At 74.9% G+C, this 20,378-nt stretch carries 13 protein-coding genes; 5 read left to right on the top strand and 8 right to left on the bottom strand.

What is annotated here, in order from left to right:
- Window positions 1-78: 78 nt before the first annotated feature.
- The 3 genes from ABZX65_RS24970 to ABZX65_RS24960 form a co-directional block, all read right to left on the bottom strand.
- On the bottom strand, window positions 79-5,031 hold the full coding sequence (locus tag ABZX65_RS24970; RefSeq protein WP_355344047.1) for a hypothetical protein: 4,953 nt from the start codon (window positions 5,029-5,031) through the stop codon (window positions 79-81).
- A gap of 134 nt (window positions 5,032-5,165) precedes the next feature.
- The gene (locus ABZX65_RS24965) at window positions 5,166-6,080 is read right to left on the bottom strand and encodes a hypothetical protein (RefSeq protein WP_355344044.1); all 915 of its coding nucleotides are present in this window, start codon (window positions 6,078-6,080) and stop codon (window positions 5,166-5,168) included.
- Between the two features lie 109 nt (window positions 6,081-6,189).
- The gene (locus ABZX65_RS24960; RefSeq protein WP_355344041.1) at window positions 6,190-7,701 is read right to left on the bottom strand and encodes a hypothetical protein; all 1,512 of its coding nucleotides are present in this window, start codon (window positions 7,699-7,701) and stop codon (window positions 6,190-6,192) included.
- A gap of 207 nt (window positions 7,702-7,908) precedes the next feature.
- Here ABZX65_RS24960 and ABZX65_RS24955 point away from each other — a divergent pair, with 207 nt between their 5' ends.
- Genes ABZX65_RS24955 through ABZX65_RS24945 form a run of 3 tightly spaced genes read left to right on the top strand, consistent with a single transcriptional unit; the run spans window position 7,909 to window position 10,342 of the window.
- Entirely contained in the window at window positions 7,909-8,742 is an 834-nt protein-coding gene (locus ABZX65_RS24955) for a 5-oxoprolinase subunit PxpA (RefSeq protein WP_355344038.1), read from the top strand.
- A gap of 59 nt (window positions 8,743-8,801) precedes the next feature.
- Window positions 8,802-9,413 carry an allophanate hydrolase subunit 1 gene (locus ABZX65_RS24950; protein ID WP_355344035.1) on the top strand — a complete coding sequence of 204 codons (612 nt, stop codon included), beginning with the start codon at window positions 8,802-8,804 and terminating at the stop codon, window positions 9,411-9,413.
- Entirely contained in the window at window positions 9,410-10,342 is a 933-nt protein-coding gene (locus ABZX65_RS24945; protein WP_355344032.1) for a biotin-dependent carboxyltransferase family protein, read from the top strand. The genes ABZX65_RS24950 and ABZX65_RS24945 overlap by 4 nt, the downstream gene beginning before the upstream one ends.
- On the opposite strand, the gene ABZX65_RS24940 is transcribed toward ABZX65_RS24945, so the two are convergent.
- From ABZX65_RS24940 to ABZX65_RS24925, 4 genes are all read right to left on the bottom strand, one after another.
- Window positions 10,243-11,232 carry an SGNH/GDSL hydrolase family protein gene (locus ABZX65_RS24940; RefSeq protein ID WP_355344029.1) on the bottom strand — a complete coding sequence of 330 codons (990 nt, stop codon included), beginning with the start codon at window positions 11,230-11,232 and terminating at the stop codon, window positions 10,243-10,245. The genes ABZX65_RS24945 and ABZX65_RS24940 overlap by 100 nt on opposite strands.
- A complete protein-coding gene (locus tag ABZX65_RS24935; protein WP_355344026.1) occupies window positions 11,229-12,644 on the bottom strand; it encodes a glycosyltransferase in 1,416 nt (471 codons plus the stop codon). The genes ABZX65_RS24940 and ABZX65_RS24935 overlap by 4 nt, the downstream gene beginning before the upstream one ends.
- The gene (locus ABZX65_RS24930) at window positions 12,641-13,762 is read right to left on the bottom strand and encodes a glycosyltransferase family 1 protein (protein ID WP_355344023.1); all 1,122 of its coding nucleotides are present in this window, start codon (window positions 13,760-13,762) and stop codon (window positions 12,641-12,643) included. The genes ABZX65_RS24935 and ABZX65_RS24930 overlap by 4 nt, the downstream gene beginning before the upstream one ends.
- A 191-nt stretch (window positions 13,763-13,953) precedes the next feature.
- Window positions 13,954-15,381 (bottom strand): HEAT repeat domain-containing protein, encoded by a 1,428-nt coding sequence (locus ABZX65_RS24925; protein WP_355344020.1) that lies wholly within the window; start codon window positions 15,379-15,381, stop codon window positions 13,954-13,956.
- Window positions 15,382-15,766: 385 nt separating this feature from the next.
- On the opposite strand from ABZX65_RS24925, the gene ABZX65_RS24920 reads away from it, so the two are divergent.
- Complete coding sequence (locus ABZX65_RS24920; protein ID WP_355344018.1) at window positions 15,767-17,236, top strand: SpoIIE family protein phosphatase; 1,470 nt, start codon at window positions 15,767-15,769, stop codon at window positions 17,234-17,236.
- Between the two features lie 213 nt (window positions 17,237-17,449).
- Here ABZX65_RS24920 and ABZX65_RS24915 read toward each other — a convergent pair whose 3' ends face one another.
- Entirely contained in the window at window positions 17,450-18,931 is a 1,482-nt protein-coding gene (locus ABZX65_RS24915; protein WP_355344015.1) for a hypothetical protein, read from the bottom strand.
- 226 nt (window positions 18,932-19,157) lie between these two features.
- Between ABZX65_RS24915 and ABZX65_RS24910 the strand changes: the two genes are divergently transcribed.
- Entirely contained in the window at window positions 19,158-20,246 is a 1,089-nt protein-coding gene (locus tag ABZX65_RS24910) for an aminoglycoside phosphotransferase family protein (protein ID WP_355344012.1), read from the top strand.
- The last annotated feature ends 132 nt before the right edge of the window (window positions 20,247-20,378 follow it).

Below are 20,378 nucleotides of genomic sequence, written 5' to 3'. Positions count from 1 at the left end.
CGACGGTCCGGGAGCTGATCGCGGTCATTACCAGCGGCGGCCGGTAGCAGCGGCGGCCACCGTCGGCGGCGGTCCGGACTAGCCTCTGTCCGGCTGGAGTTCCCTGCCCGGTCCGGGCACGGCGGCGCGCGCGGACCCGGAAACGGGCACGTCCGATTCCCCGTCTCCCCCGTCCCGCTCCGGCTCGGGCGGCCGTCGGTACATCCGGGTGGCGGTGATCTCGCCGTGCACCTGCTCGCCCTGCGGGTCGGGGACCGGAAGTCCCGGCCGCAGGTGCTCCTCGACGCTGATGTATTTCAGGCCCGCCCGCAGATCCGCGTCATTGCGGAGCCTGACCACCAGCGGGAATTCGGCGAGTGCCGTGGTGTCGAACAGTCCCGTGGTGTAAATGAGCTGTACGCCCAAGGCGTCGGCCACCGCGCGCTGCAATTCCAGGAGATAGGTGGCGTTGGCGCGACCGATGGGATTGTCGAGGAACAAGGTGCCCGCGTGCCGCTGCTTGTCCCGGCCCCGGTCGTTGCTGCGCAGCGCGGCCATCGTGCAGTAGAGGGCGATGGCGGCGGTGAGGAGCTGCCCGCCGGAGAACACGTCGCCCATCTGTCCGACCGGCACCCGCTCGGCGCGCAGCACGGCGTCCGGTTTGAGGATCTCCACGGCGATGCCGCGCGGTTCGAGCGCGGACCCGACGCCGCGCAGCAGCAGGGACATCCCGTCCCGCCGCAGGTCCGAATTCTTGCGTACGGCGGCCCTGGTGGCCTCGTCGATGACCTCGCCGAGGCGTTCGGTGAGAACGGACTGGTCCGGGTCCTCGAAGCGGATCCGCAGGAACTCCTGGCCCGACCATTCGCCGAGCCCTTCCGGCAGCCGTGACAGGCGCTGCGCCGAGCGCAGGGTGGCGAGCGAGGACTCGACCAGGCCGCGCAGCCGGTCCACGATGCTGTCGCGGTTGCGCTCCAGCTGGGTGAGCTCGTCGGTCAGCACGCGCAGCCGCGGGGCGAAGGCGGTCGCCCAGGCCGCGGCGTGCTCGGGCAGCGCGGCGGCGGGCAGTTCCCTGATCTGCTGGCGCGCGGGCGTCCTGACCTGCTCGTAGCGCACCGCGTTGGCGTGCCGGACCAGGACGTCGGAGGCTTCGCGGAGCTGGGTCTCCGCGGTGGACAGGTCGGCCGCGCAGCCGCGCAGACCGCGCCGGGCCTCCGCCGCGGCCTGCCGGGCCTCCTCGGTGCTGCCGGGGTACGGCTCCGGCTCGTCCTCGTCCTGCTGTCCCGGCGCGTTGTCCCGCAGCAGGTCGCGCAGCATCGCGGCGATCTCGTCGAAGCCGCCCGCCGCGTCCTCGGCGGCGCGGTGGGCGTGGACCATGTCGGTGTGGGCGGCCCTCGCCTGCTCCAACGCGTCGGTGCGGGAGGCCAGTTCGGCGTTGGCGGCGCGCAGCAGCTCCTGCGCGTGCTCGGCGTCGCGCGGCAGCAGTCCGTCGGGCAGGTCGGTGTGCCGGTCGCCGTCCGCGGGCGCGAGCCGTTCCGCCTCGCCGCGCAGCCGCCCCAACTGCTCGCTGGCGGTGGAGGCGCGCGACTCCAGGGTCTGTACGAGCTGTTCCGCGCGGGCCGCCGCGGCCTGCCGGGAGGGGCCGTCGGCGCCGTCCGGGCCTTCGAGCAACTGGGCGGCGCGGCTGCGGACCTTGTTGGTGAGCCGGTCCAGTTCGACCAGGGCCGCGTTCTCGGTGCTCTCCGCGCGGGCCTGCTCGGCGCGCAGGTCGGCGCCGACACCGACCTTCTCGTACACCTGGGAGGCCGAGTGGTACGCCTCGCGGAGCGCGGGCAGCGACTCGGTGGCCGCGGGGGCCTGCGCCCGGTCCTGCGCGCTCTCGTCGGGGGCTCCGGCGATCTCGGACCGCTCGGCGCGCAGGACGCGTGCGGTGCGTCGGGCGTCGTCGGAGGCGCGCTGGGCGGCGCGGCGGTCCTCGTCCGCGGCGCGGGCCTGCGCCAGGCAGGTCTCGGCGCGGGTCTCCGCCTCGGCCGCGTCGGCGGCCAACTCCCGTGCCCTGCGCTGCCAGTTGGCGCGCTCGCGGAGCCGGTGGGCGAGACCGGCGAGCGCGTCGGCGCGGCGCCGGGCCTGCTCGGCGGCGGCGCGGCGGGCGTCGTTGTCCCGCGCGCTCTCGGCGGCGGCGGCCTCGGCCTCCGCGCGTTCGGCGCGCAGCGCGGCCAGCTCCGCGCGGGCCTGCTCCGCGCTCTGCCGCGCGGCGGTGACCTCCGCCTCCAGCTCGGCGAGGCGGTCCGGCGGGCAGGAGGCGCGCCACGAGGCGAGGCGGGCCGACAGCGTCCGGTCGTGCGCGAGCCGGGCCGCGAGCGTCCTGATGTCCTCCTCGCGGGCGGTGGCGCGGGCCCGCAGCTCCTGGCGTTCGCCGTCGGCGGCCAGTTCGTCGTGCATCGCCGGGTTCGGCGGGACCAGGAACACGTCCTGGTCCGCGCTGCCCGCCGCCGTCGCGGGCGGCGGCGCGAGCAGCGCCGCCGCGGTGCCGACCGCGACCGTCGAGCGCGGCAGCAGCGCGGCCTGCGCCAGCACGTCCCTGGCCCGCTGGTACGAGCCGGGTTCCGTGACCACGACGCCGTCGACCAGCTCGGGGCGGGAGGCCAGCACGACCGCGTGGTCCACCGGGTCCACGGCCTGTGCGAGGTAGCGCCAGCCGGGCAGCGCCGGAATGCCGTGCTCCCCCAGGAATTCGACGGTCGCCAGGACGTCGGGGCCCGGCGGCAGCAGGCCGCCGTCGCCGAGCGCGGCGAGGATGCGCGCGTCGTCGGCCGCCGCGGTCCGCAGCTCGAAGAGTTTGCGCTCGGCGGAGGCGACGGCGCTGTCCAGCAGTTCCCGCAGCGGCTCGGCGAAGCCGTCGAGCTCCGCGGCGGTGAGGGGGCCGTCCGCGGACGGGCGCGCGGCGGCGGGGCGGAGGGGCGACGCGCCGGCGCCGTCCCGGTCGGAGGCTCCCGAGCCCTGGCCGGTGGGGCCCGCGACCGTACCCGCGGCGCCCGAGCCCGTACCGCCGTGCCGTCCTGCCGAGCCGTCCCGGGCGTCACGGCCCGTACCGCCGTGCGGCCCGGTCGCGCTGTCACCGGCCGAGGCGTCGGAGGTTCTGCCGGAGCGGGCGCCGCTCGGGTGTCCGGCGTCCTGGCCCGCCGCGGAATCCGTGCCGTCGCGCGGGCCCGGCACGCTCAGCAGGGCGGCCAGGCGGGGGTCGGCGGCGAGCGCGGTGGCCGCCACGGTCGCGGCGGTTCTGGCGGCTTCCGCGGTGGTGAGGGCGTCGGCGGCGCGGGCGGCGGCCAGGTCGGCGCGGGCCTCGGCGGAGGCGGCCTCGCGGGCGCGGGCGGCGGCGCTGTGGGCGGTGTCGGTGGCGGAGCGGGCCAGGGCCGCCGCGGTCTGTTCCGCGTCGGAGGCGGCGAGGGCCGCGCGGGCCGGGTCGGCGTCGGGTGCGGTGTCGTCGAGCCAGCCCGCGCTGACCGCCTCGGCGGTCTCCTGCTCGACCTCGGCGAGCCGCTGTCCGAGGTGTCCGCTCTCGCTGCGGGCGCGCTGCGCCTCGGTGGCGGCGGCGGTCGCGTCGCGGTGCGCGGCCTCGGACTCCGCCTGGAGCGCGGCGGACCGCTCCTCCTCGGCGTCGGCCTGCTGCTCGGCGCGTGCGGCGGCGGCGTGCAGGGCGCGTACGAGATCGGCGGCGGCGCGGGTGCGGGCGGCCAGTGCCGGGGCCGCGTCGCGTTCGGCCTCGCGGATCGCGGCGGTGACGCGGGTCAGCCGGTCGCCCGCGGCGCGCTGCCGCAGTACGGTCTCGGCCGCCTGCCAGGCGGCGTGCAGCGTACGGGCGTCGCCCAGCTCGCGGCGGAGTCCCGCGGCGCTCTTGTCCGCGGCGGCCAGCGCCAACGAGGCGTGCCGGTAGGCAAGTTCGGCGGCGATCAGGGCGCTGCCGCCGCGGGCCTGGTCGGCGTCGGTGACGCTGTGCGCGGCGCGCGCCATGTGCTCGGCCAGTTCGGCGGTCCTGCCGCGCTCCTGCTGGGCGCGGGCGGACAGGCGACGGGCGAGGGCGCGGGTGCGGCGTTCGGACTGGGCGTGGACGCCGCGGGCCTGGTCGCGGGTGGCGGCGGCCTCGACGATCCGCTCCAGCAGGTCGAGCGAGCCCGCGGTGAAGTCGCGTTCCGCGGTGAGTTCCGCGCGGCGGCCGAGCTTGTTGGCGAAGCCGTGCACGAGGTCGGCGAGGCCGTCGGTGTCACGAGTGTCGGTGACGGCGCGCAGCAGGAGGTCGGTGAAGTCGGAGTCCTTCTTGACGGCGAACAGGCCCGCCGCCTCGCCCTCGTCGGCGTTCATCTCCCGCTGGTAGCGGAAGAGTTCGGGGTCCAGGCCGAGGTCGCCGAGGTGTTCGTTCCACCGGTCGTGGATCTCCTCCCACACCACTTCCAGGTGCGGGTACGCCTTGCCAGCCTCGGTGACCGCGTCCCGGAAGCCCTTCATGGTGCGGCGCCTGCCGCGTGCGCCGGACATGCCCTCGACCGGCGGCCGTACGCTGGCGGCCTCGGCGACCGGCAGCGAGTCCAGGCTGAGGCCGGGTCCCGGCCGGAACGAATACCACGCCTCGGCGAATTTCCGCGGGTCGGTGGAGACCTGGCGGCCTCGCCACTCGCTGACCTTGCCGACCACGACCAGCTCGCCTGTGACGGTGTGCTGCCACTCCAGGGCGACGTGGCCGCAGTCCTCGGCCAGCAGGAATTTCCGCAGGACGCCGGAGCTGGCGCCGCCCAGGGTGTTGCGGTGGCCGGGCAGCATCACCGAGAAGATCAGCTTGAGCAGGACCGACTTGCCGCCGCCGTTCTCCAGGAAGAGCACGCCCGCGGGCGCCGGGCGGCGCGGCGGTCCTGCGGGCTCGTCGGCGAAGAACTCGCCCTGCGCGGGGGCGGGTTGCGGCACCGGCTCGCCGACGCCCCGCAGGTCCAGGACGGTGTCGGCGTAGCGCGCGCCCGCGGGCCCGATGGAGTAGAGGCGGAGTCGGGAAAGCTCGTACATGCGGCGGACTCTCGTGGCTCGTGGTTCAGGTCGGAAGTGGACTGGAGGTCGGGGGCGAGTGGGGGGGTCGGGGGCGAGTGGGAGGCGGGGCGGGTGGGAGGCGGTGGCGGTGGCGGGTGGGAGGCGGGCCCCGGTCAGGTGTGGGCGTGGAACGGCAGACCGGCGTCCGCGGCCAGGTCGAGGCCGCTGTCGTCGGCGGCGGCCGGGACGAGGCTGGCGCTGCCGTCGCCGACCGGGACGATGCCGAGGTCGAGCAGTTCGGCCATGGCGGCGCTGCCCGCCATGTCGCGGACCTGCAACTGGTAGCGGGCGGTGGTGCGGTAGGTGCCGCCCGACTCGTCCCCGGTGCGCTGGAGGAAGCCGGAGTCGACGAGGAAGGCGACGGCCTTGCCGATGATGCCGGTGGTGGAACTGGCCAGCCTGCGGGCGTCCTTGGTGGCGCCGGTCGCGCTGCGCCGGGTGTAGACCCGCCATGCGGCTTCCAGTCCCGGTGCGTCGCTGGCCGGGTCGGTGTTCTCACCGGTCTCGTCGGCCTGTTCCTCCAGGCGGCGGCAGGCCTGGCGGATGAAGGCGTCGATGCCGTTGACGGTGATCCGGCCGATGTAGCCGTCGTCGGCGAGGTCCTCGGGGCGCGGGAAGGCGAGCGCCGCCGCCGCGAGGTGGGCCAGGCCGTGCAGGAAGCGGTCACCGGAGTCGGAGGCGGCGCGGCGGGCGTAGTCGCCCATCCGGACGGCGAACACCGAGTCCTCGCCCGCCGCCAGGGCCATTCCGGCGCGGGGCGAGACCTCCAGCACGATCAGGCCGAGTCCGGCCGCGACCGCGTCGGCCAGGCGCGCGAAGGCGGGGTCCTCGCGGTGGCGGCGGATCAGTTCCGCGTACTCCGCGTCGCGGGCGGGCAGCAGCTTGGGCTGGAGCCCGAAGCCCACGAGGCGGGCGGCGTCCGCCGCGTCGCCGGGCGTCACTCCCCCGGTGCGCGCCGGTCCGGTGCTCCCGGCCTCGTACGCCGCGGCCTCGGGCGTGTCCGCCGCCGTCTCCCGGTACTCGCTCACTTCTCGCTCTCCTCGGTCCAGGCGATGACGCCGGTCGGCACCGTCGCGTCCGCCGTACGTGGTCGCCCGCCGCCGGGTCGGAAACGGCGGGCGGGCGCCGTGCCGGGCCTCACGCGGGCTCCGCGCGCGCGGCCGTCATCGCCGCCGCGTCCAGTCGCGCGGTGCCGACGATGAGGTCGGCGCCGCCGAATTCGTGGTCGTCCAGCGGCGTGCCGTCGTCCACCGCGAAGAGCAGGCGCTGTTCGCCCTGGCGGTAGGCGGTGCCGACCGGCGGGGAGGCGGCGTGGATCGCCAGCAGGGCCAGCAGATAGGGCAGTTCGGGGTCGCGGCGGCGGGCGTCGGCCAGGAGCCCCGACAGGCGGCGCGGCGCGTCGTGCGGCAGGTCGAGCAGATCGAGCGCGGATTCGAGCTGTTCCTCGCTGAACCGGCTGTCGTCCGGGGTGGCGACCAGGTCGGGCTCCGGCATCTCCGCGCCCAGGTGCTCCCGCTCCAGCGGCGGGGTGAGCAGCAGTTCGACCAGGTCGGTGACGCGTACGGCGGACGGGGTGCGCAGGCCCGCGCCGCGGGCGAAGAACGCGTCGGTGACCCGCGACGCGCGCTCGACCGGGATCGGCAGCAGGGGCGCGACGAGCTGCCCGTACAGGTCGAGTCCGGCGCGCGCGGGGGGCGCGGCGAACGCCTGCCGGTCCTGCTCGGCGCGGAACAGCGGTCCGGCCTCCAGCAGCCTGGACTGGAGCTGGGTGTGGCGCCGGATGCAGTCCTTGACGATGTCGACCAGTTCGGCGGCGCGGCGCTTGTGCTCCGGCTCCTCCGCCTCGTCGCGCGCCTTGCGGATGTTGGTGAGGATCGCGTTCTCGTGCCGGTAGCGGTCGGCGACGTGGTCGAGGGCCTCGGCGATCATGTCGGGGACGGTCCGCAGCCAGTCGACCGCCCGGACGTTGCGCCGGGTGGCCTCCAGGGTGCGGCGCAGCGTCTCCGCGTACTGCACGGTGCGGTACCTGGCCTGTTCCGCGGCGAGTTGGGCGTCGGCGAGCCTGCCGCGGCTGATCAGCACCTCCAGCTTGACCTCGGCGGCGATCTGCGCGCTGGTGACGTCGGTGTCGAGCGCGCCGACCAGGACGTTGACCGCCTCGTCGGTGGTGCGCAGGTAGACGCTGCCGCCGGGGCCCGGCACTTCCTCGATCAGCTTGAAGTCGTAGTCCCGCCGCACATATCCGCCGTCGGCGCCGAACGTGCCGTAGACGGCGCGGAATCCGCGGTCGGCGCTGCCGACGTTGATCAGATTCTCCAGCACCCAGCGGGCGACGCGCTCGTGCTCGGCCTGGCCGCGGACGGGGGCCTGCGCGGCGACGCGGGGCAGGAGTCTGGCCACTATCTGGTCGTGGTCCGCGCCGGTGTCGAAGTCCATGTTGAGCGTGACCAGGTCGATCGCGGCCAGCGCGATCTCCGCCATCGCGTACACCGAGTACTCGCCCGCGAGGTTGGCCTTGCGGGTGTCGAGGTCGTGCAGCGGCGCCGTGCAGGCGAGCGCCTTGAGCCTGCGGGCCAGGCCCTCGTCGGCGGCCGGGCCCGGGGCGGGCCGGGCGGCGCCCGGCAGCGAGTACGGGATCGTGGTGGTCACGCCCCACACATTAGGCGGTGGCACCGACAACGAACGAAACGGCACGGATCGCCACGGGGCGGGCACCCGGCGCGTCGGCCCGCGGGAGTGCCATGATCGGTCCCGCGACAGGTACGGCACGGGCACGGAAGACTCGCGGGCGGCGCGCGGAGCACCTTCGGCGCCGTTCGTAGGCGGATACGAGGATACGAGGACGGGCTGATCATCATGGCGGACGCGGTCACCGGGGCGGCACCCGGCACGGCTCCTCGGACACCTCCCGGCACGGCACCCGACACCGACCCCGGCGCGGTCATCGATCTCAACGCCGACCTCGGCGAGGGCTTCGGCCGCTGGCGGCTGACCGACGACGAGGCGCTGCTGTCCGTCGTCACCAGCGCGAATGTCGCGTGCGGCTTCCACGCGGGCGACCCGTCGACGATGTGGCGGGTGTGCGAACTGGCGGCGGAGCGGGGCGTACGGATCGGCGCGCAGGTCTCCTACCGCGACCTCGCCGGTTTCGGCCGGCGCTCGATGGACGTGCCTCCGGAGGAACTGGCCGCCGAAGTCGCCTATCAGATCGGCGCGTTGGAGGTCTTCGCCCGCGCGGCGGGCACCACGGTGGCGTACGTCAAGCCGCACGGCGCCCTCTACAACCGGGCGGTGCACGACGCCGAGCAGGCGGTGGCCGTCGTCGCGGGCGTGCGGCTCGCGGGGGAACTGCCCGTACTCGGCCTGCCCGGCTCGCAGTTGCTGCTCGCGGCGGCCCGCGAAGGGCTGCCCACGGTCCACGAGGCGTTCGCCGACCGCGCCTACACCTCGGGCGGCACGCTGGTCCCGCGCCGCGAGCCGGGCGCGGTCCTGGAGTCGGAGGACGAGGTGGTGGCCCGCGCGGTGGGCATCGCCCGCGACGGGCGGGTGACGGCAGTCACCGGCGAGAGGGTGCCGGTCGCGGCGCGGTCCTTGTGCGTGCACGGCGACACACCGGGCGCGGCCCGGCTGGCGGCCCGCGTCCGGGAGTCGCTGGAGGCGTCGGGTCTGCGGATCGCGGCCTTCGCGTGAGCCGGGCGGGTTCCGGGCCGGGTTCCGGGGCGGGTTCCGGGGCGGGCACGGGGCCGCGGGTGCTGCGCGCCGGGGCGGACGCCGTACTGGTGGAGTCCGCGACCGGCGAGGAGACGGAGGCGCTGCACGCCGAGTTGCTGCGCAGGCGGGCGGCCGGGGAACTGGCCGGGGTGACGGAGATCGTGCCGGCCGCCCGTACCGTGCTGGTGTGCGGGCTCGCCGATCCGCGGGCCTTCGCCGCCGAGGTGGCCGCGTGGGACGTGCCCGCGGTGCCGCGCGGGAGGGGCGCGGCCGTGGAGATCGCGGTGCGCTTCGACGGGCCCGACCTCGCGGAGGTGGCCGGGCTGTGGCGGGTCTCCCCCGAGGAGGTGGCAGGGACTGTGACCTCGACGCCCTTCCGTGTGGCCTTCTGCGGCTTCGCGCCCGGCTTCGGCTATCTGACCGGACTGCCCGAGCACCTGCGCGTACCGCGCCGGGCCGAGCCCCGTACCGCCGTACCGCCCGGCTCCGTCGCGCTGGCCGGACCGTACGCGGGGGTGTATCCGCGCTCCTCGCCCGGCGGTTGGCAACTGGTCGGCACGACGGACGCCGTGCTCTGGGACCCCGAGCGGGAGCCCGCGGCGCTGCTGAGCCCCGGCACCGAGGTGCGGTTCACGGAGGTGCGGGGGTGAGGGAAACGGCGGCAGGGCAGGCCGAGTTGGCCGTCGTACGGGCGGGGGCGCTCACCACCGTGCAGGACCTCGGGCGGCCGGGCCACGCGCATCTGGGGGTGCCGCGGTCCGGCGCGCTGGACGGTCCGGCGCTGCGGGCGGCGAACCGGCTGGTCGGCAATCCGGCGGAGGCCGCCGGTCTGGAGACGACGGTCGACGGCTGCGCGCTGCGGGCCTCGCACGCGGTGCTGGTGGCGGTGACGGGTGCGCCGTGCGCGGTGCGGGTCGACGGGCGTCCCGCGGCGTGGGGCGCGCCGGTACGGGTGCCGGGCGGGGCGGTGCTCGACGTGGGGCGGGCGGAGCCGGGGCTGCGCAGCTATCTGGCGGTGTCCGGCGGTGTGGCCGTACGGCCGGTGCTGGGCAGCAGGTCGACGGACCTGCTGTCGGGGCTCGGTCCCGCGCCGCTCGCGAGGGGTGACGTGCTGCCTGTCGGCGGCCGGTCCGGGGACGTCATCAGGGGCTCCGACGTGAGCTCTGATGGAGACTTCGTCAGTCTCTTCGGCGAGGGCGATGTGGTGGCACTGCCCGGTCCCGGAGCCGAGTTGGTCCTTCCGTTGGCGCGCGGGCCGCGTGACGACTGGTTCGCGCCGGACGCCTTCCGTACGTTGTTCGGCGGCGGTTACACCGTCTCACCCGCGTCCAACCGGATCGGGCTGCGCACGCGGGGCCCGGCGCTGCGCCGGGCCCGCGGCGGTGAACTGCCCAGTGAGGGCATGGTGCTCGGCGCTGTGCAGGTGCCTCCGGACGGCTGTCCTGTGGTCTTTCTCGCCGACCATCCGACCACCGGCGGCTATCCGGTCATCGGCGTGGTCCCCGAGGGTTCGCTGCCGGCCGCCGCCCAGTCACCGCCGGGGACGCCGGTCCGCTTCGTGCCGCTCAGCACGCGCTGACCCGGCGCCGGTGGGCGCGGCGGGGTATACGGCCGCGCCGCCGGGCCCGGCGGGACCTTGAGCGCGGCGAGCGCCGCGACCGTGGCGCGCCGCGCGTCCTCCTCCAACACCGCTGTGCCGCCCTGCCGGTGGTGGCGCAGTTCGGCGCCCGCCAGCCGGATCAGGTCGGGCAGCAGGTCGGTGCAGCGGTCGGCGATCCACCGGGTGCCGCGGGTGGCCATCCACCACGCGGCGGCCCGGCGGCCAGGCGGCGCGCCGTCCGGCTCGGGGCGGGGCGCGGGCCCCTGGGCGAGGCCCGCGGCGGTGAGCAGGGCGTGGAAGTCGCGGGCGAGCAGCCGGTGTCCGGTCTCGCTGGGGTGCAGCCGGTCGGCGCTCAGCGCTCCCGGCATGGTCGCCCAGTGGCGCTCCGCGGCGTGGAGGTGGTGCGCGCCGTGGTGCGCGGACAGGGCGTGCACGGTGTCGTTGAGCGCGCGCATCCTGCGGCCCAGCGGCCGGGCCAGCGGCCACGGCAGCCCGAGCACGGTTCCGGGGTCCGGCAGGCACGCGGTGAGCACGTCGCAGCCCTCGGCGCGCAACGCGCCCATCACGACGTGCAGTTCGGCGGCCACCGCCTGGATGTCGAAGCCGCCGCGCAGCGTGTCGTTCCCGCCGACCAGCACGGACGCGAGGTCCGGCCGGTGCCGCAGCGCCGCTTCGAGCTGCGGACCCGCCACGTCGCCCGAACGGGCCCCGCTCCGGGCGAGGTTGAGCGTCCGGGCGTCGTACGGGGCCGCCGCGAGCCCGTCGGCGAGCAGCGCCGCCCAGCCGCGCCACCCGCCGTCGGGCAGCGGGTCGCCGACGCCTTCGCTGAGCGAGTCGCCGAGTACGGCGAAGCGCACGGCGCCGGTCACGGCCTGACCCCGTCGGACTCCGGTGCGGTCCGGCGGCGCGCGGACGGTGCGGCGGCGCCGACGGCGGCCCGGTGCGCGGTGAGGAAGGCGTTGACGGCGGCGGGCCAGGTGTACAGCTCGGCGCGGGTGCGGGCCATGGCGCGGCGGCCCTCCTCGGGCGCGGCGAGGATTCGCTGTACGGCGGCGGCGTACTCGGCGGGTGTGTCGGCGCAGCCGCCCGCCGGTCCGATGAGGGTGGGCAGCGCGGAGCGGGAGCTGGCCACCACGGGGGTGCCGCACGCGAGGGCTTCGAGGGCGGCCAGACCGAAGGTCTCGACGGGTCCCGGTGCCAGTGCCACGTCGGCGGTGGCGAGCAGTGCGGCGAGGTCGGCGCGCCGCGGCACATGGCCGAGGAAGGTGACCGGCAGCCGGGCGGCCCTGGCCTGGGCGGTGAGCCGGGGCCGCAGGGGTCCCTCGCCCGCGACCACCAGCGCCGCGTCGACGCCGGAGCCGCGCAGGTGGGCCAGGGTCTCCAGCGCCATGCCCGGCCGCTTCTCGGGCGAGAGCCGCGAGCAGAGCACGAGCAGGACGGCGGCGCCGTGCCCGTGCGTCTCGCGCAGCCGCGGGTTCCGGGCACCGGGGTGGCAGCCTTCGAGGTCGACGCCGAGCGGGGCGCGTACGACGTTGCGGGCGCCGATCCGCTCGAATTCGGCGGCGGCCCAGGCCGTGGTGCACACCACACGCGTGTAGGCCAGCGCGGTACGGCGGTTGAGGGCGTCGGCGGCGCGGCGGGCGGGGCCCGAGGGCAGGCCCCAGGTGCCGAGCACACCGTCGGCGCTCTCGTGGGACACCATCAGGGAGGGCACGCGGTGCCGCCTGGCCCACTCCCCCGTCCAGCGCAGGGTGGTGCGGTCGGAGACCTCGATCCGGTCGGGGGCGAGCGAGGCGAGTACGGCCGCCACGGGGGCGCGGCGGGCGAGTACGCGGTAGCCGCCGGTGCCGGGGATCTCAGGGCCCGGCAGGGTGATCACCCGCCCCTGCGGGGTGAGTTCGTCGGAGGCGGTGGCGCCGGGGACGATCAGGACGGGTTCGTGGCCCGCCGCCGCGTAGCCCTCGCCGAGGTGGCGCAGCGCGGTGCGCAGGCCGCCGGAGACGGGCGTGACGAAGTTGGCGAGCCGCACGATGCGCAGGGCCGACTCGGGGTCGCGGTCGAGGGGGTGCGGGGCGGTGCGGGCGCCGCCGTCGGGTGACGCGAGGTCGTCCTGGCCGTACATGACGTCGTCCCTGCCGTCGGTGGGGTCGGTGCCGAAGTCCGTGACGGCGCCGGTTCGCGCGCCGCTCGCCGTACCGGCCGTTCGCGTACCGGTGGTCATGCGGTCGCCCGCGCCGCTCATACCGTCGCCGTTGACGCCGCCGCTCATGTCGGTGGTCATGCCGCTGCCGCCTCGCGCTCGCCGAGCACCTGGTCGTAGTGGCCGAGGAGTTGGTCGCCGACGGCCTCCCACGTACGGTCGGCGACCGCTGTGCGAGCCGCGCTCCCGTAGCGCTCGCGCAGCCCGTCGTCGCCGAGCAGGAACTGGACGGCCGAGCGGACGGCCGCCGGGTCGAGCGGCGGCACCAGCAGGCCGGTGCGGCCGTGCTGGACGAGGTCGAGGGGGCCGCCGGCCGCCGGGGCGACGACGGGGACTCCACTGGCCATCGCCTCCTGCACGGTCTGGCAGAAGGTCTCGAACGGTCCTGTGTGGCAGAAGACGTCGAAGGAGGCGTGGATGCGGGCGAGTTCGGTGCCGGTCCTGCGGCCCATGAAGACCGCGCCCGGCAGGGCGGTGCGCAGGCTCGGCGCGCTGGGGCCGTCGCCGACGACGACCACGCGCACACCGGGCAGTTCGCAGAGCCCGGCGAGCAGTTCGACGTGCTTCTCCGGCGCGAGCCTGCCGACGTATCCGACGATCAGCTCGCCGTTCGGGGCCAGTTCGCGGCGCAGCGCCCCGTCGCGGCGCGCGGGGTGGAAGCGGTCGGAGTCGACGCCGCGCGGCCACAAGTGGACGCGCGGCACGCCCTGTTCCGCCAGCGCGCTGACGGACGCGGAGGAGGGGGCCAGGGTGCGGGCAGCGGCGGAGTGCACCGCGCGGATCCGGCGCCAGGCGGCGGACTCGCCCGCGTTCAGATACGTCCTGGCGTATCCGGCGAGGTCGGTCTGGTAGACGGCGACGGCAGGGATACGCAACCGAGTGGCGGCGGCCAGGCCGCGCGCGCCGAGCACGAAGGGACTGGCCAGGTGGACCAGCTCCGTCCGGTGCGCGGCGATGGCGGCGGCGGTACGGCGGCCCGGCAGCGCGACCCGCACCTGCGGGTAGCCGGGCAGGGGGAGGGAGGGGACGCGGATGACGGGACAGGGGTCGGGACCGGGGTCCTGGTCGGCCGGGCCCGCGGGCGCGACCACGAGCGGTTCGTGGCCGCGCCGGGCGAGGTGTTCGGCCGTGCGCAGGGCGCAGTGGGCCACTCCGTTGACGTCGGGTGGGAAGGACTCTGTGACGATGGCGACACGCATACCGTGGTTGTCGCCGCATTGAGCGTTGTCAGGGCCACGTGGATCTTTCCCGAAGTGGAACGCCCCATGAGCGTTAGGGCCCGCCCGGCGGATCATGGGCGGTCCGGGTGCCGAAGGGGCCGTTCGTGATCCGCCGGACATGCCCTGAGACCCGCGCCGGGTTCTCCGTGGTCCGCCCGCGGGCCGGCCGCCTACCTGGACGTACCGCCGGAACTGAGCCGGCCGCGTACGGCGGTCTGCACTTCGGCCTCTTCCGCGGGGTCCGCGGCCAGCCTGCGCAGCTGCGCCAGGACCCTCACGTCACCGGACGTCGCGCGGTGCGCGGCCAGCTCGCGGGTGCTCTCCTCGCAGTCCCAGAGGCACTCGACGGCGAAACCGGCGGCGAAACCGGGGTCGGTGACGGCGAGCGCGACGGCGGCGGTGCCGCGGAGCTGGGAGGACGACGTCTCCCGGTAGATGTGCCGCAGGACGGGTGCGGCCAGGCAGGCGGAGAGCCGGCCGACTCCCTCGACGAGCGCGTCGAGCCCTTCGGCGTCCGCGCCGCCGGTCTGTACGGTCCTGCGCAGCGCGCCCAGCACGTGCTCGGCGTCCTGCGGTCCGCCGTGGCGGGCGAGCAGCCGGGCGGCGGCGGAGCCGAGCGGGTCGGTGCGGGCGGCCCAGACGCGGGCGCGGGCCATCGCCTCGTCGTCCCTGAGCCGTTCCAGGGATTCGAGGGCGGCGCGTACGACGAGGTCGTCGGTGGAGACCGCGGCCGTCTCGATCAGGTCCAGGCGCCGGGGGTCGCAGCGGTCGGTGAGGTGGCGCAGCGCGGCGGCGCGGGCGGCTGAGGGGCCGTGCAGGGCCGCTTCCAGCAGTTCCGCGTGGTCCTCGGGGCCCGCGACGGCGGCCAGGCAGCGGGCGGCGGGCTGGTCACGTTCGACCTGGGGGTGGCGGGTCAGTCCCTGCTGGGCCCATTCGAGGACGGCGGTGACGCTCCAGCCGGGGGTCGGGCCCGCGGAGCGCATCTGGCGCTGCCAGCGGTCGAACGAGACCTGTTCCGCGGCCTTGGCCACGCGGGTCGCGGTGGCCGGTTGCGAGGCGTCTTCGGCCCAGAGCTGCCACGGGCGGGGTTCGTATGCCTCGCGGACGGCGCGGGCCAGTTCCGCGTCGCCTTCGGGGGTGTGCGGGAAGCGGGCGACGACGGCGGGGCCCAGCGCGCGCAGTCCCGCCTCGTCGTCGCGGACCGCCAGCTCGTCGAGCGCCCATTCCCAGCAGCCGCCGGTGGCCGCGTACCGCCGCAGCAGGTGCAGCGCGTCGCGGCGGCCGTATCCGGCGAGGTGTCCGAGGACGGACAGGGCGAGGCCGCAGCGGTGCTCGTCCGGGGCGACCACGTCGTCCGGGTGGAAGAGGTGGTGTTCGATCCCGTCGAGCGGGCTCTCCAGGTCCGAGTAGAGGCGCGCGTAATACAAGGAGCGCGACTCGACCCGCCAGTCGAGCCGGGGATCGCGCAGCACGCACTGCTCCAAAGCGGCGAGGGCTTCCGTCCGCGGCGCCGCCAGGGCATGCAGGGGCCCGTCTCCGCGTCCTCGCTGGAGGAGGCCGAGAAGGGATCCACTGGGCGCTATGTCTGGGTCGAACATGAGGTCAGCATCCGGTGCGGGGGGTTCCATGGCAACGGGATTTCCGCTACCGGTGCCCGGCATCCTTACCGGCCGTCGTCGGTTTCATGCCTGACGGGAACGGGGGATTCCGTGGGGACGGGCGGCGGAAGCCTACCGACTCGGGGTGTGCCGTGTCGCTTCCGGGCGGCGGGCGGGTGTCGAACGGGTGGCGCGGGAACGGCCGGTGGGGTGGCGCGGAGGGTGGCGTTATGCCGCTGGGCTGTTGGCATATGCCAGAAGCACCACCGTATCGGGTATCGCGGAAACCCTTACGGCCGATCGCTCCCTGTGCAACAGTCGTTACCGGTCCTTCCGTCCGCGACGGCCGTTCAGCGCCTGCCAGCAGACACGTTCGGAGTGTGTCATGCCGTTCCCCACGCACGCGGAGCACAACTCCGCGCAGCCACCGGATCCCGGTGCGGTGGACGCCCTGATCTCTCAGGCGCGTCGCCTCAGGACCCAGGTGGATTCGGTGCTGCGCGAGAGCGCCGCCGCCGCCGAGGACCCCCAGTTGCGCTGGCAGCGCGCCCTGTGCGATCTGGCCGTGCACCAGCTCGACGACGTGGACACCCACCTCGGCCAGCTCAGGGACGGCCTGGACACCGGGTATCCGAGCGGCGACCCGCTGACCGCCGACCTGCTGGTGGACCTGCCGTCGCAGACGTCCCTGCCGCCGGGGCCCGACGCGGTCAGCGCGCTGGGCCGGGCGGGCAGCGCGGAGTGGGACCTGCTCACCGATGACGCGCAGTGGTCGGACGAGCTGTACCGGATCTTCGGCCGGGAGTCCGCCGACGGTCCGCTGACCCTGGACGAGCTGCCCTCGTGGCTGTTCTCCGAGGACCAGCAGATCCTCACCGAGATGGTGACCGGCTGCCTGGTCGACGGCCGTCCGATCGACGGCGAATTCCGTATCGTGCGCGCGGACGGGTCCGTGCGTACGGTGCACATGGTCGGCGAGCCGGTACTCGGCGCCGACGGGGACACCGTGTCCATGTGGGCGGTGTTGCGGGACGTCAGCGACCTGCGGCGCAGCCAGCGCACGCTCCGGGAGACCCGTGACTCCCTCCAGCGGCAGCGGCAGATCGCGCAGACCGAGCGTCGGCTGGCGGTTGAGCTGCAGGAGGCCGTGCTGCCGCCCTGGCGCGGCACCCTGCGGTTCCCGCAGGACGGGGGGCCCACCACGATGGACCTGGCAGCGCATTATCTGCCGTCCGGCACCAGCGCCCTCATCGGCGGCGACTGGTACGACGCGATGCAGTTGCCCGACGGGTCCTCCTTACTCACGGTCGGCGACCTCACCGGACACGGGGTGGCCGCCACGTCCGGTATGGCGATGCTGCTGGGCGCGCTGCGCGGCATGGCCGTCGCGGGCCTCCAGCCCGGCCCCCTGATGGGCTGGCTCAACGAACTGCTCGACACCTCGGCGCAGCCCGCGCTCGGCAGCGCCCTGTGCTGCCGGTACGAGCCGTCGACCCGGCTGCTGCGCTGGGCCCAGGCGGGCCACCCCGCCCCGCTGCTGTTCCGCGACGGAGCGGGGCGGGTGCTCGATTCCCCCGAGGGCGTCCTGCTCGGAGCGACCTCCGGCGCCCTGTACGGGCAGGCCGACGAGCAACTGGCCGCCGGTGATCTGCTGGTGCTGCACACCGACGGCCTCGTGCCGCGCCGTTCCGCGCTGGACACCGACACCGAGAGCGGCTCGGGACGACTCCTGGCGATGGCACCGCTGTTCGCCCGCGCCCGGACCGCACAGGACTGCGTGCGGATCGTCGCCGAGGAGTTCGGCACCCCGGAGCGCGAGGACGACGCCTGTGTGCTGATCGCCAGGATCGCCTGAGCCTTCTTTCCTGCTTCCTTTCCCGTGGACACGTTCCGCGGACAGGTCGCGCGCACGAATTCCGTACGGCATTCCGTACGGGCATTCCGCGCGTGCGCTCCGCGGGTGAATCGCGATCTATTTTTTCGAGACCCTCGAGAGCCCGGCAGGGATCTCATCCGTGCTGTCGTACGAGCTGTCCGACCCGTTCGGCGGCAGGCCGGCCGGCCGCTGTTACACGGAGCGGGTCTTCCCGGTGGTTCCCTTCCCCTTGGATTTCGGCAGTGCCGTCTCGATCTCGGTGCGCAGATCCTGGATCTTGGTGTAGCCGGAATACCGGCCGGTGAGCCGGTACATCTCGCGCAGCCGGTCCCAGGTGCGGTGCGAGGAGGTCTCCCCGATGGTGAGCAGCGCCATCCGGGCGTAGCGGTCGGCCTCCTCCGGGTCGTCGGCGATGAAGCAGGCCGACGCCAGCGACAGATAGTCGAAGATCATCGACCGCTCGTGGCCGCCGCCCCGCAGCACCAGCGCCTTCTTGGCGTGGAGTTGCGCCTCGGCCGCGGCCGACGGGTCGTGGTCGGCCAGGGTGCGGAAGGCGAGCGCCTGCATCCCGTGCAGGTCGGCCTCGTCGAAATTCTGCATCCAACTGGGCGCCGGTACATCGCCCTTGTCGGAGACGAACAGGTCCTCGGCCTCGCCGAGAGTCCGCCGCATCGCCTGGCCGCGGCCCATGGACGCCTGCGCCCACGCCTCGATGGTGCGCAGCATAGCGCGGGTGCGCGGCAGCGCGGACTCGCCGGAACCGGACTTGGCGAGCTTCATCAGGTCCAGCGCGTCGTCCGGCCGCCCCAGGTGCACCATCTGGCGGGCGGCCCTGGACAGCGCCTCACCGGCCCTGGGCCGGTCGCCGCCCTCCCGCGCGGCGTGTGCGGCGATCACGAAGTACTTCTGGGCGGTGGGTTCCAGGCCCACGTCGTGCGACATCCAGCCCGCCAGCACCGCGAGGTTGGCGGCCACGCCCCACAACCGGCGCTGGAGATGCGCGGGATGAGCGTAGGAGAGCATGCCGCCCACCTCGTTGAGCTGGCCGACCACGGCCTTGCGCTGGAGGCCGCCGCCGCGTGAGGCGTCCCAGGCGCGGAACACCTCGACCGAGCGTTCCAGCGACTCGATCTCCTGGGAGCCGACCGGTACCGCCTCGTACTGGTCGTAGGCGGCGGGGTCGGCGTCGAGCGGATCGTCGAGGACTGGCGCGTCGGCCGCGAGGGCCGGGTCGGTGTGCAGCCAGTCGTGCATGGCGGTGCTGAGTACGGAACCGGTGGCGAGCGCGGCGCCCGCGCCCACCAGACCGCGTCGGTTGAGCATGAGGTCCATTCCCGTGAATTCGGTGAGGACCGCGGCGGTTCGTTCCGGCGGCCACGGGAGGCCGTCTCCGGTCTGTCTTCTTCCCGTCTTCCGGCGCCGGTCGAACCCGAGATCCTCGATGGTCACGACACGGCCGAGACGCTCGGTGAACAGCGCGGCCAACACCTTCGGCACGGGATCGCGCGGCGACTCACCGGTCTCGATCCAACGGCGTACGCGCGATGTGTCGGTCGACAGCTGCGGATGGCCCATGGCCGCCGCCTGCCGGTTGACCAACCGTGCGAGTTCGCCCTTGGACCAGCCGGTGAGGCCGAACAGGTCCGCGAGTCGGGTGTTGGCTTCATTGCCCACGTCAAGCCCCCAGGTTCCTCGGCTGAATTGACACTATTCCCCCTGACAATGGCCTCGCGACTATTCGCCAGGGTTCGCCAGGGTCCGCTACGTGGTGTGCCACCCGCGGCCGGGTGTCAGGTAGGAACGCGCCACCCCGGTCCGTCTCCGCATTCCCCAGGGTGCGGTACCGGACCGGCCGTGGCGCCCCTGAACCGTTGGCACACGAAGGGATCTGCTTCTCCTCATGTATTCGGCATCGTCCTCCGTGTCCGCACCGCCCCGGCCGTCGTACCCCGCCGTCGCGGAATCCGCCCTCCGCCCCCGCCAGGCCACCGCCGTACGGCGCGTCGGCCGGCCCGCGGGCAGCTCCCATCCGCTCAGCGGGAGACTCGACTTGACCGGCCCACAGGGCGCCCAGTTGCGCACCGCCGTCGCCGCCGTGCAGCGCATCTGCCCCGAGTTCGCCCCGGTCCAGCTCCTGCGCCGGGGCGGCCGTACCGCGCTGCTGATCGGCACCTCGGGGCGCGCTCCGGCCGTCGCGAAGTGTCTGCTCGACCAGTCCCCCGCCTGGGCGGAGCGTTTCCGCCAGGAGATAGCGGCCTACCGCACGTTCGTCCGGCACCGGCCGCCGGTCCGGGTGCCGCGGCTGATCGCCGCGGACCCCGAGAGCTGTGTGCTGGTGATGGAGCGGATGCCCGGACGGGTGGTGTCGCCGCAGCGGCACCCGGTGCAGCCGCCGACCAAGGGCGATGTGCGGGCGGCGCTCTCGGCGTACTCGCGCGTCAACATGTGGCGCCCGCCCGCCGGTTCCTTCGACGCGCCGATCGACTATCCCGTCCGCATCAACCGCTACCACGAGTTGGGGCTGCTGACCGACCGGGACATGGGCGACCTCCAGCAGCTTCTGCACGGACTGGCCCATGTGCAGGGGCAGTTCTGCCACGGCGACGCGCAGTTGTCGAATGTGCTGCTGTCGCCCGCGGGTCCCTCGCTGGTCGACTGGGAGCACTCGGGCTGGTATCTGCCGGGGTACGACCTGGCGGTGCTGTGGTCGGTGCTCGGCGACGACCCGGCGGCGCGGCGGCAGATCAGCCAGCAGGCGCAGGCGCAGGGTCCGGCGGCGCGGGACTCCTTCCTGGTCAATCTGATGCTGGTGCTGACCCGGGAGATCCGCACCTACGAGACGGCCGTCCAGCGCACGATGCGGGCCGTGGGACCCGTGGCGCCCGGCGCGGCCGAGGCGGGCGAGGAGCAGCGGCTGCTGCTGCGCCGCCTGCACGACGACTGCGGCATGGCCCGCAGGGCGGTGCGCGCCGCGGTCGGCACCCGGTAGGAGCGGACCGGACGGGTACACCGTGACCGCGGCCGGCCACGAGTTCCGCGCGCCGTCCCGCGCGCCCCACTGGTCCACACCACTGACGAGGAGCAGGCCAGCACGCCGCAGCGGGGAAACTTCCGAAATACG

The organism is Streptomyces sp. NPDC003300 (genome assembly GCF_040610915.1).
In the GTDB taxonomy this organism is placed as follows: Bacteria; Actinomycetota; Actinomycetes; order Streptomycetales; family Streptomycetaceae; genus Actinacidiphila.
The sequence above is the reverse complement of the archived record's forward strand: the minus strand, read 5'-3'. Positions and strand labels throughout refer to the sequence as shown.

Excerpts from the sequence above, each read along its gene's own strand:
- ABZX65_RS24970 (WP_355344047.1), bottom strand. The coding sequence starts at position 5,031 with ATGTACGAGCTTTCCCGACTCCGCCTCTACTCCATCGGGCCCGCGGGC.
- ABZX65_RS24935 (WP_355344026.1), bottom strand. The coding sequence starts at position 12,644 with ATGACCACCGACATGAGCGGCGGCGTCAACGGCGACGGTATGAGCGGC.
- ABZX65_RS24925 (WP_355344020.1), bottom strand. The coding sequence starts at position 15,381 with ATGTTCGACCCAGACATAGCGCCCAGTGGATCCCTTCTCGGCCTCCTC.
- ABZX65_RS24910 (WP_355344012.1), top strand. The coding sequence starts at position 19,158 with ATGTATTCGGCATCGTCCTCCGTGTCCGCACCGCCCCGGCCGTCGTAC.
- ABZX65_RS24930 (WP_355344023.1), bottom strand. The coding sequence starts at position 13,762 with ATGCGTGTCGCCATCGTCACAGAGTCCTTCCCACCCGACGTCAACGGA.
- ABZX65_RS24955 (WP_355344038.1), top strand. The coding sequence starts at position 7,909 with ATGGCGGACGCGGTCACCGGGGCGGCACCCGGCACGGCTCCTCGGACA.
- ABZX65_RS24920 (WP_355344018.1), top strand. The coding sequence starts at position 15,767 with ATGCCGTTCCCCACGCACGCGGAGCACAACTCCGCGCAGCCACCGGAT.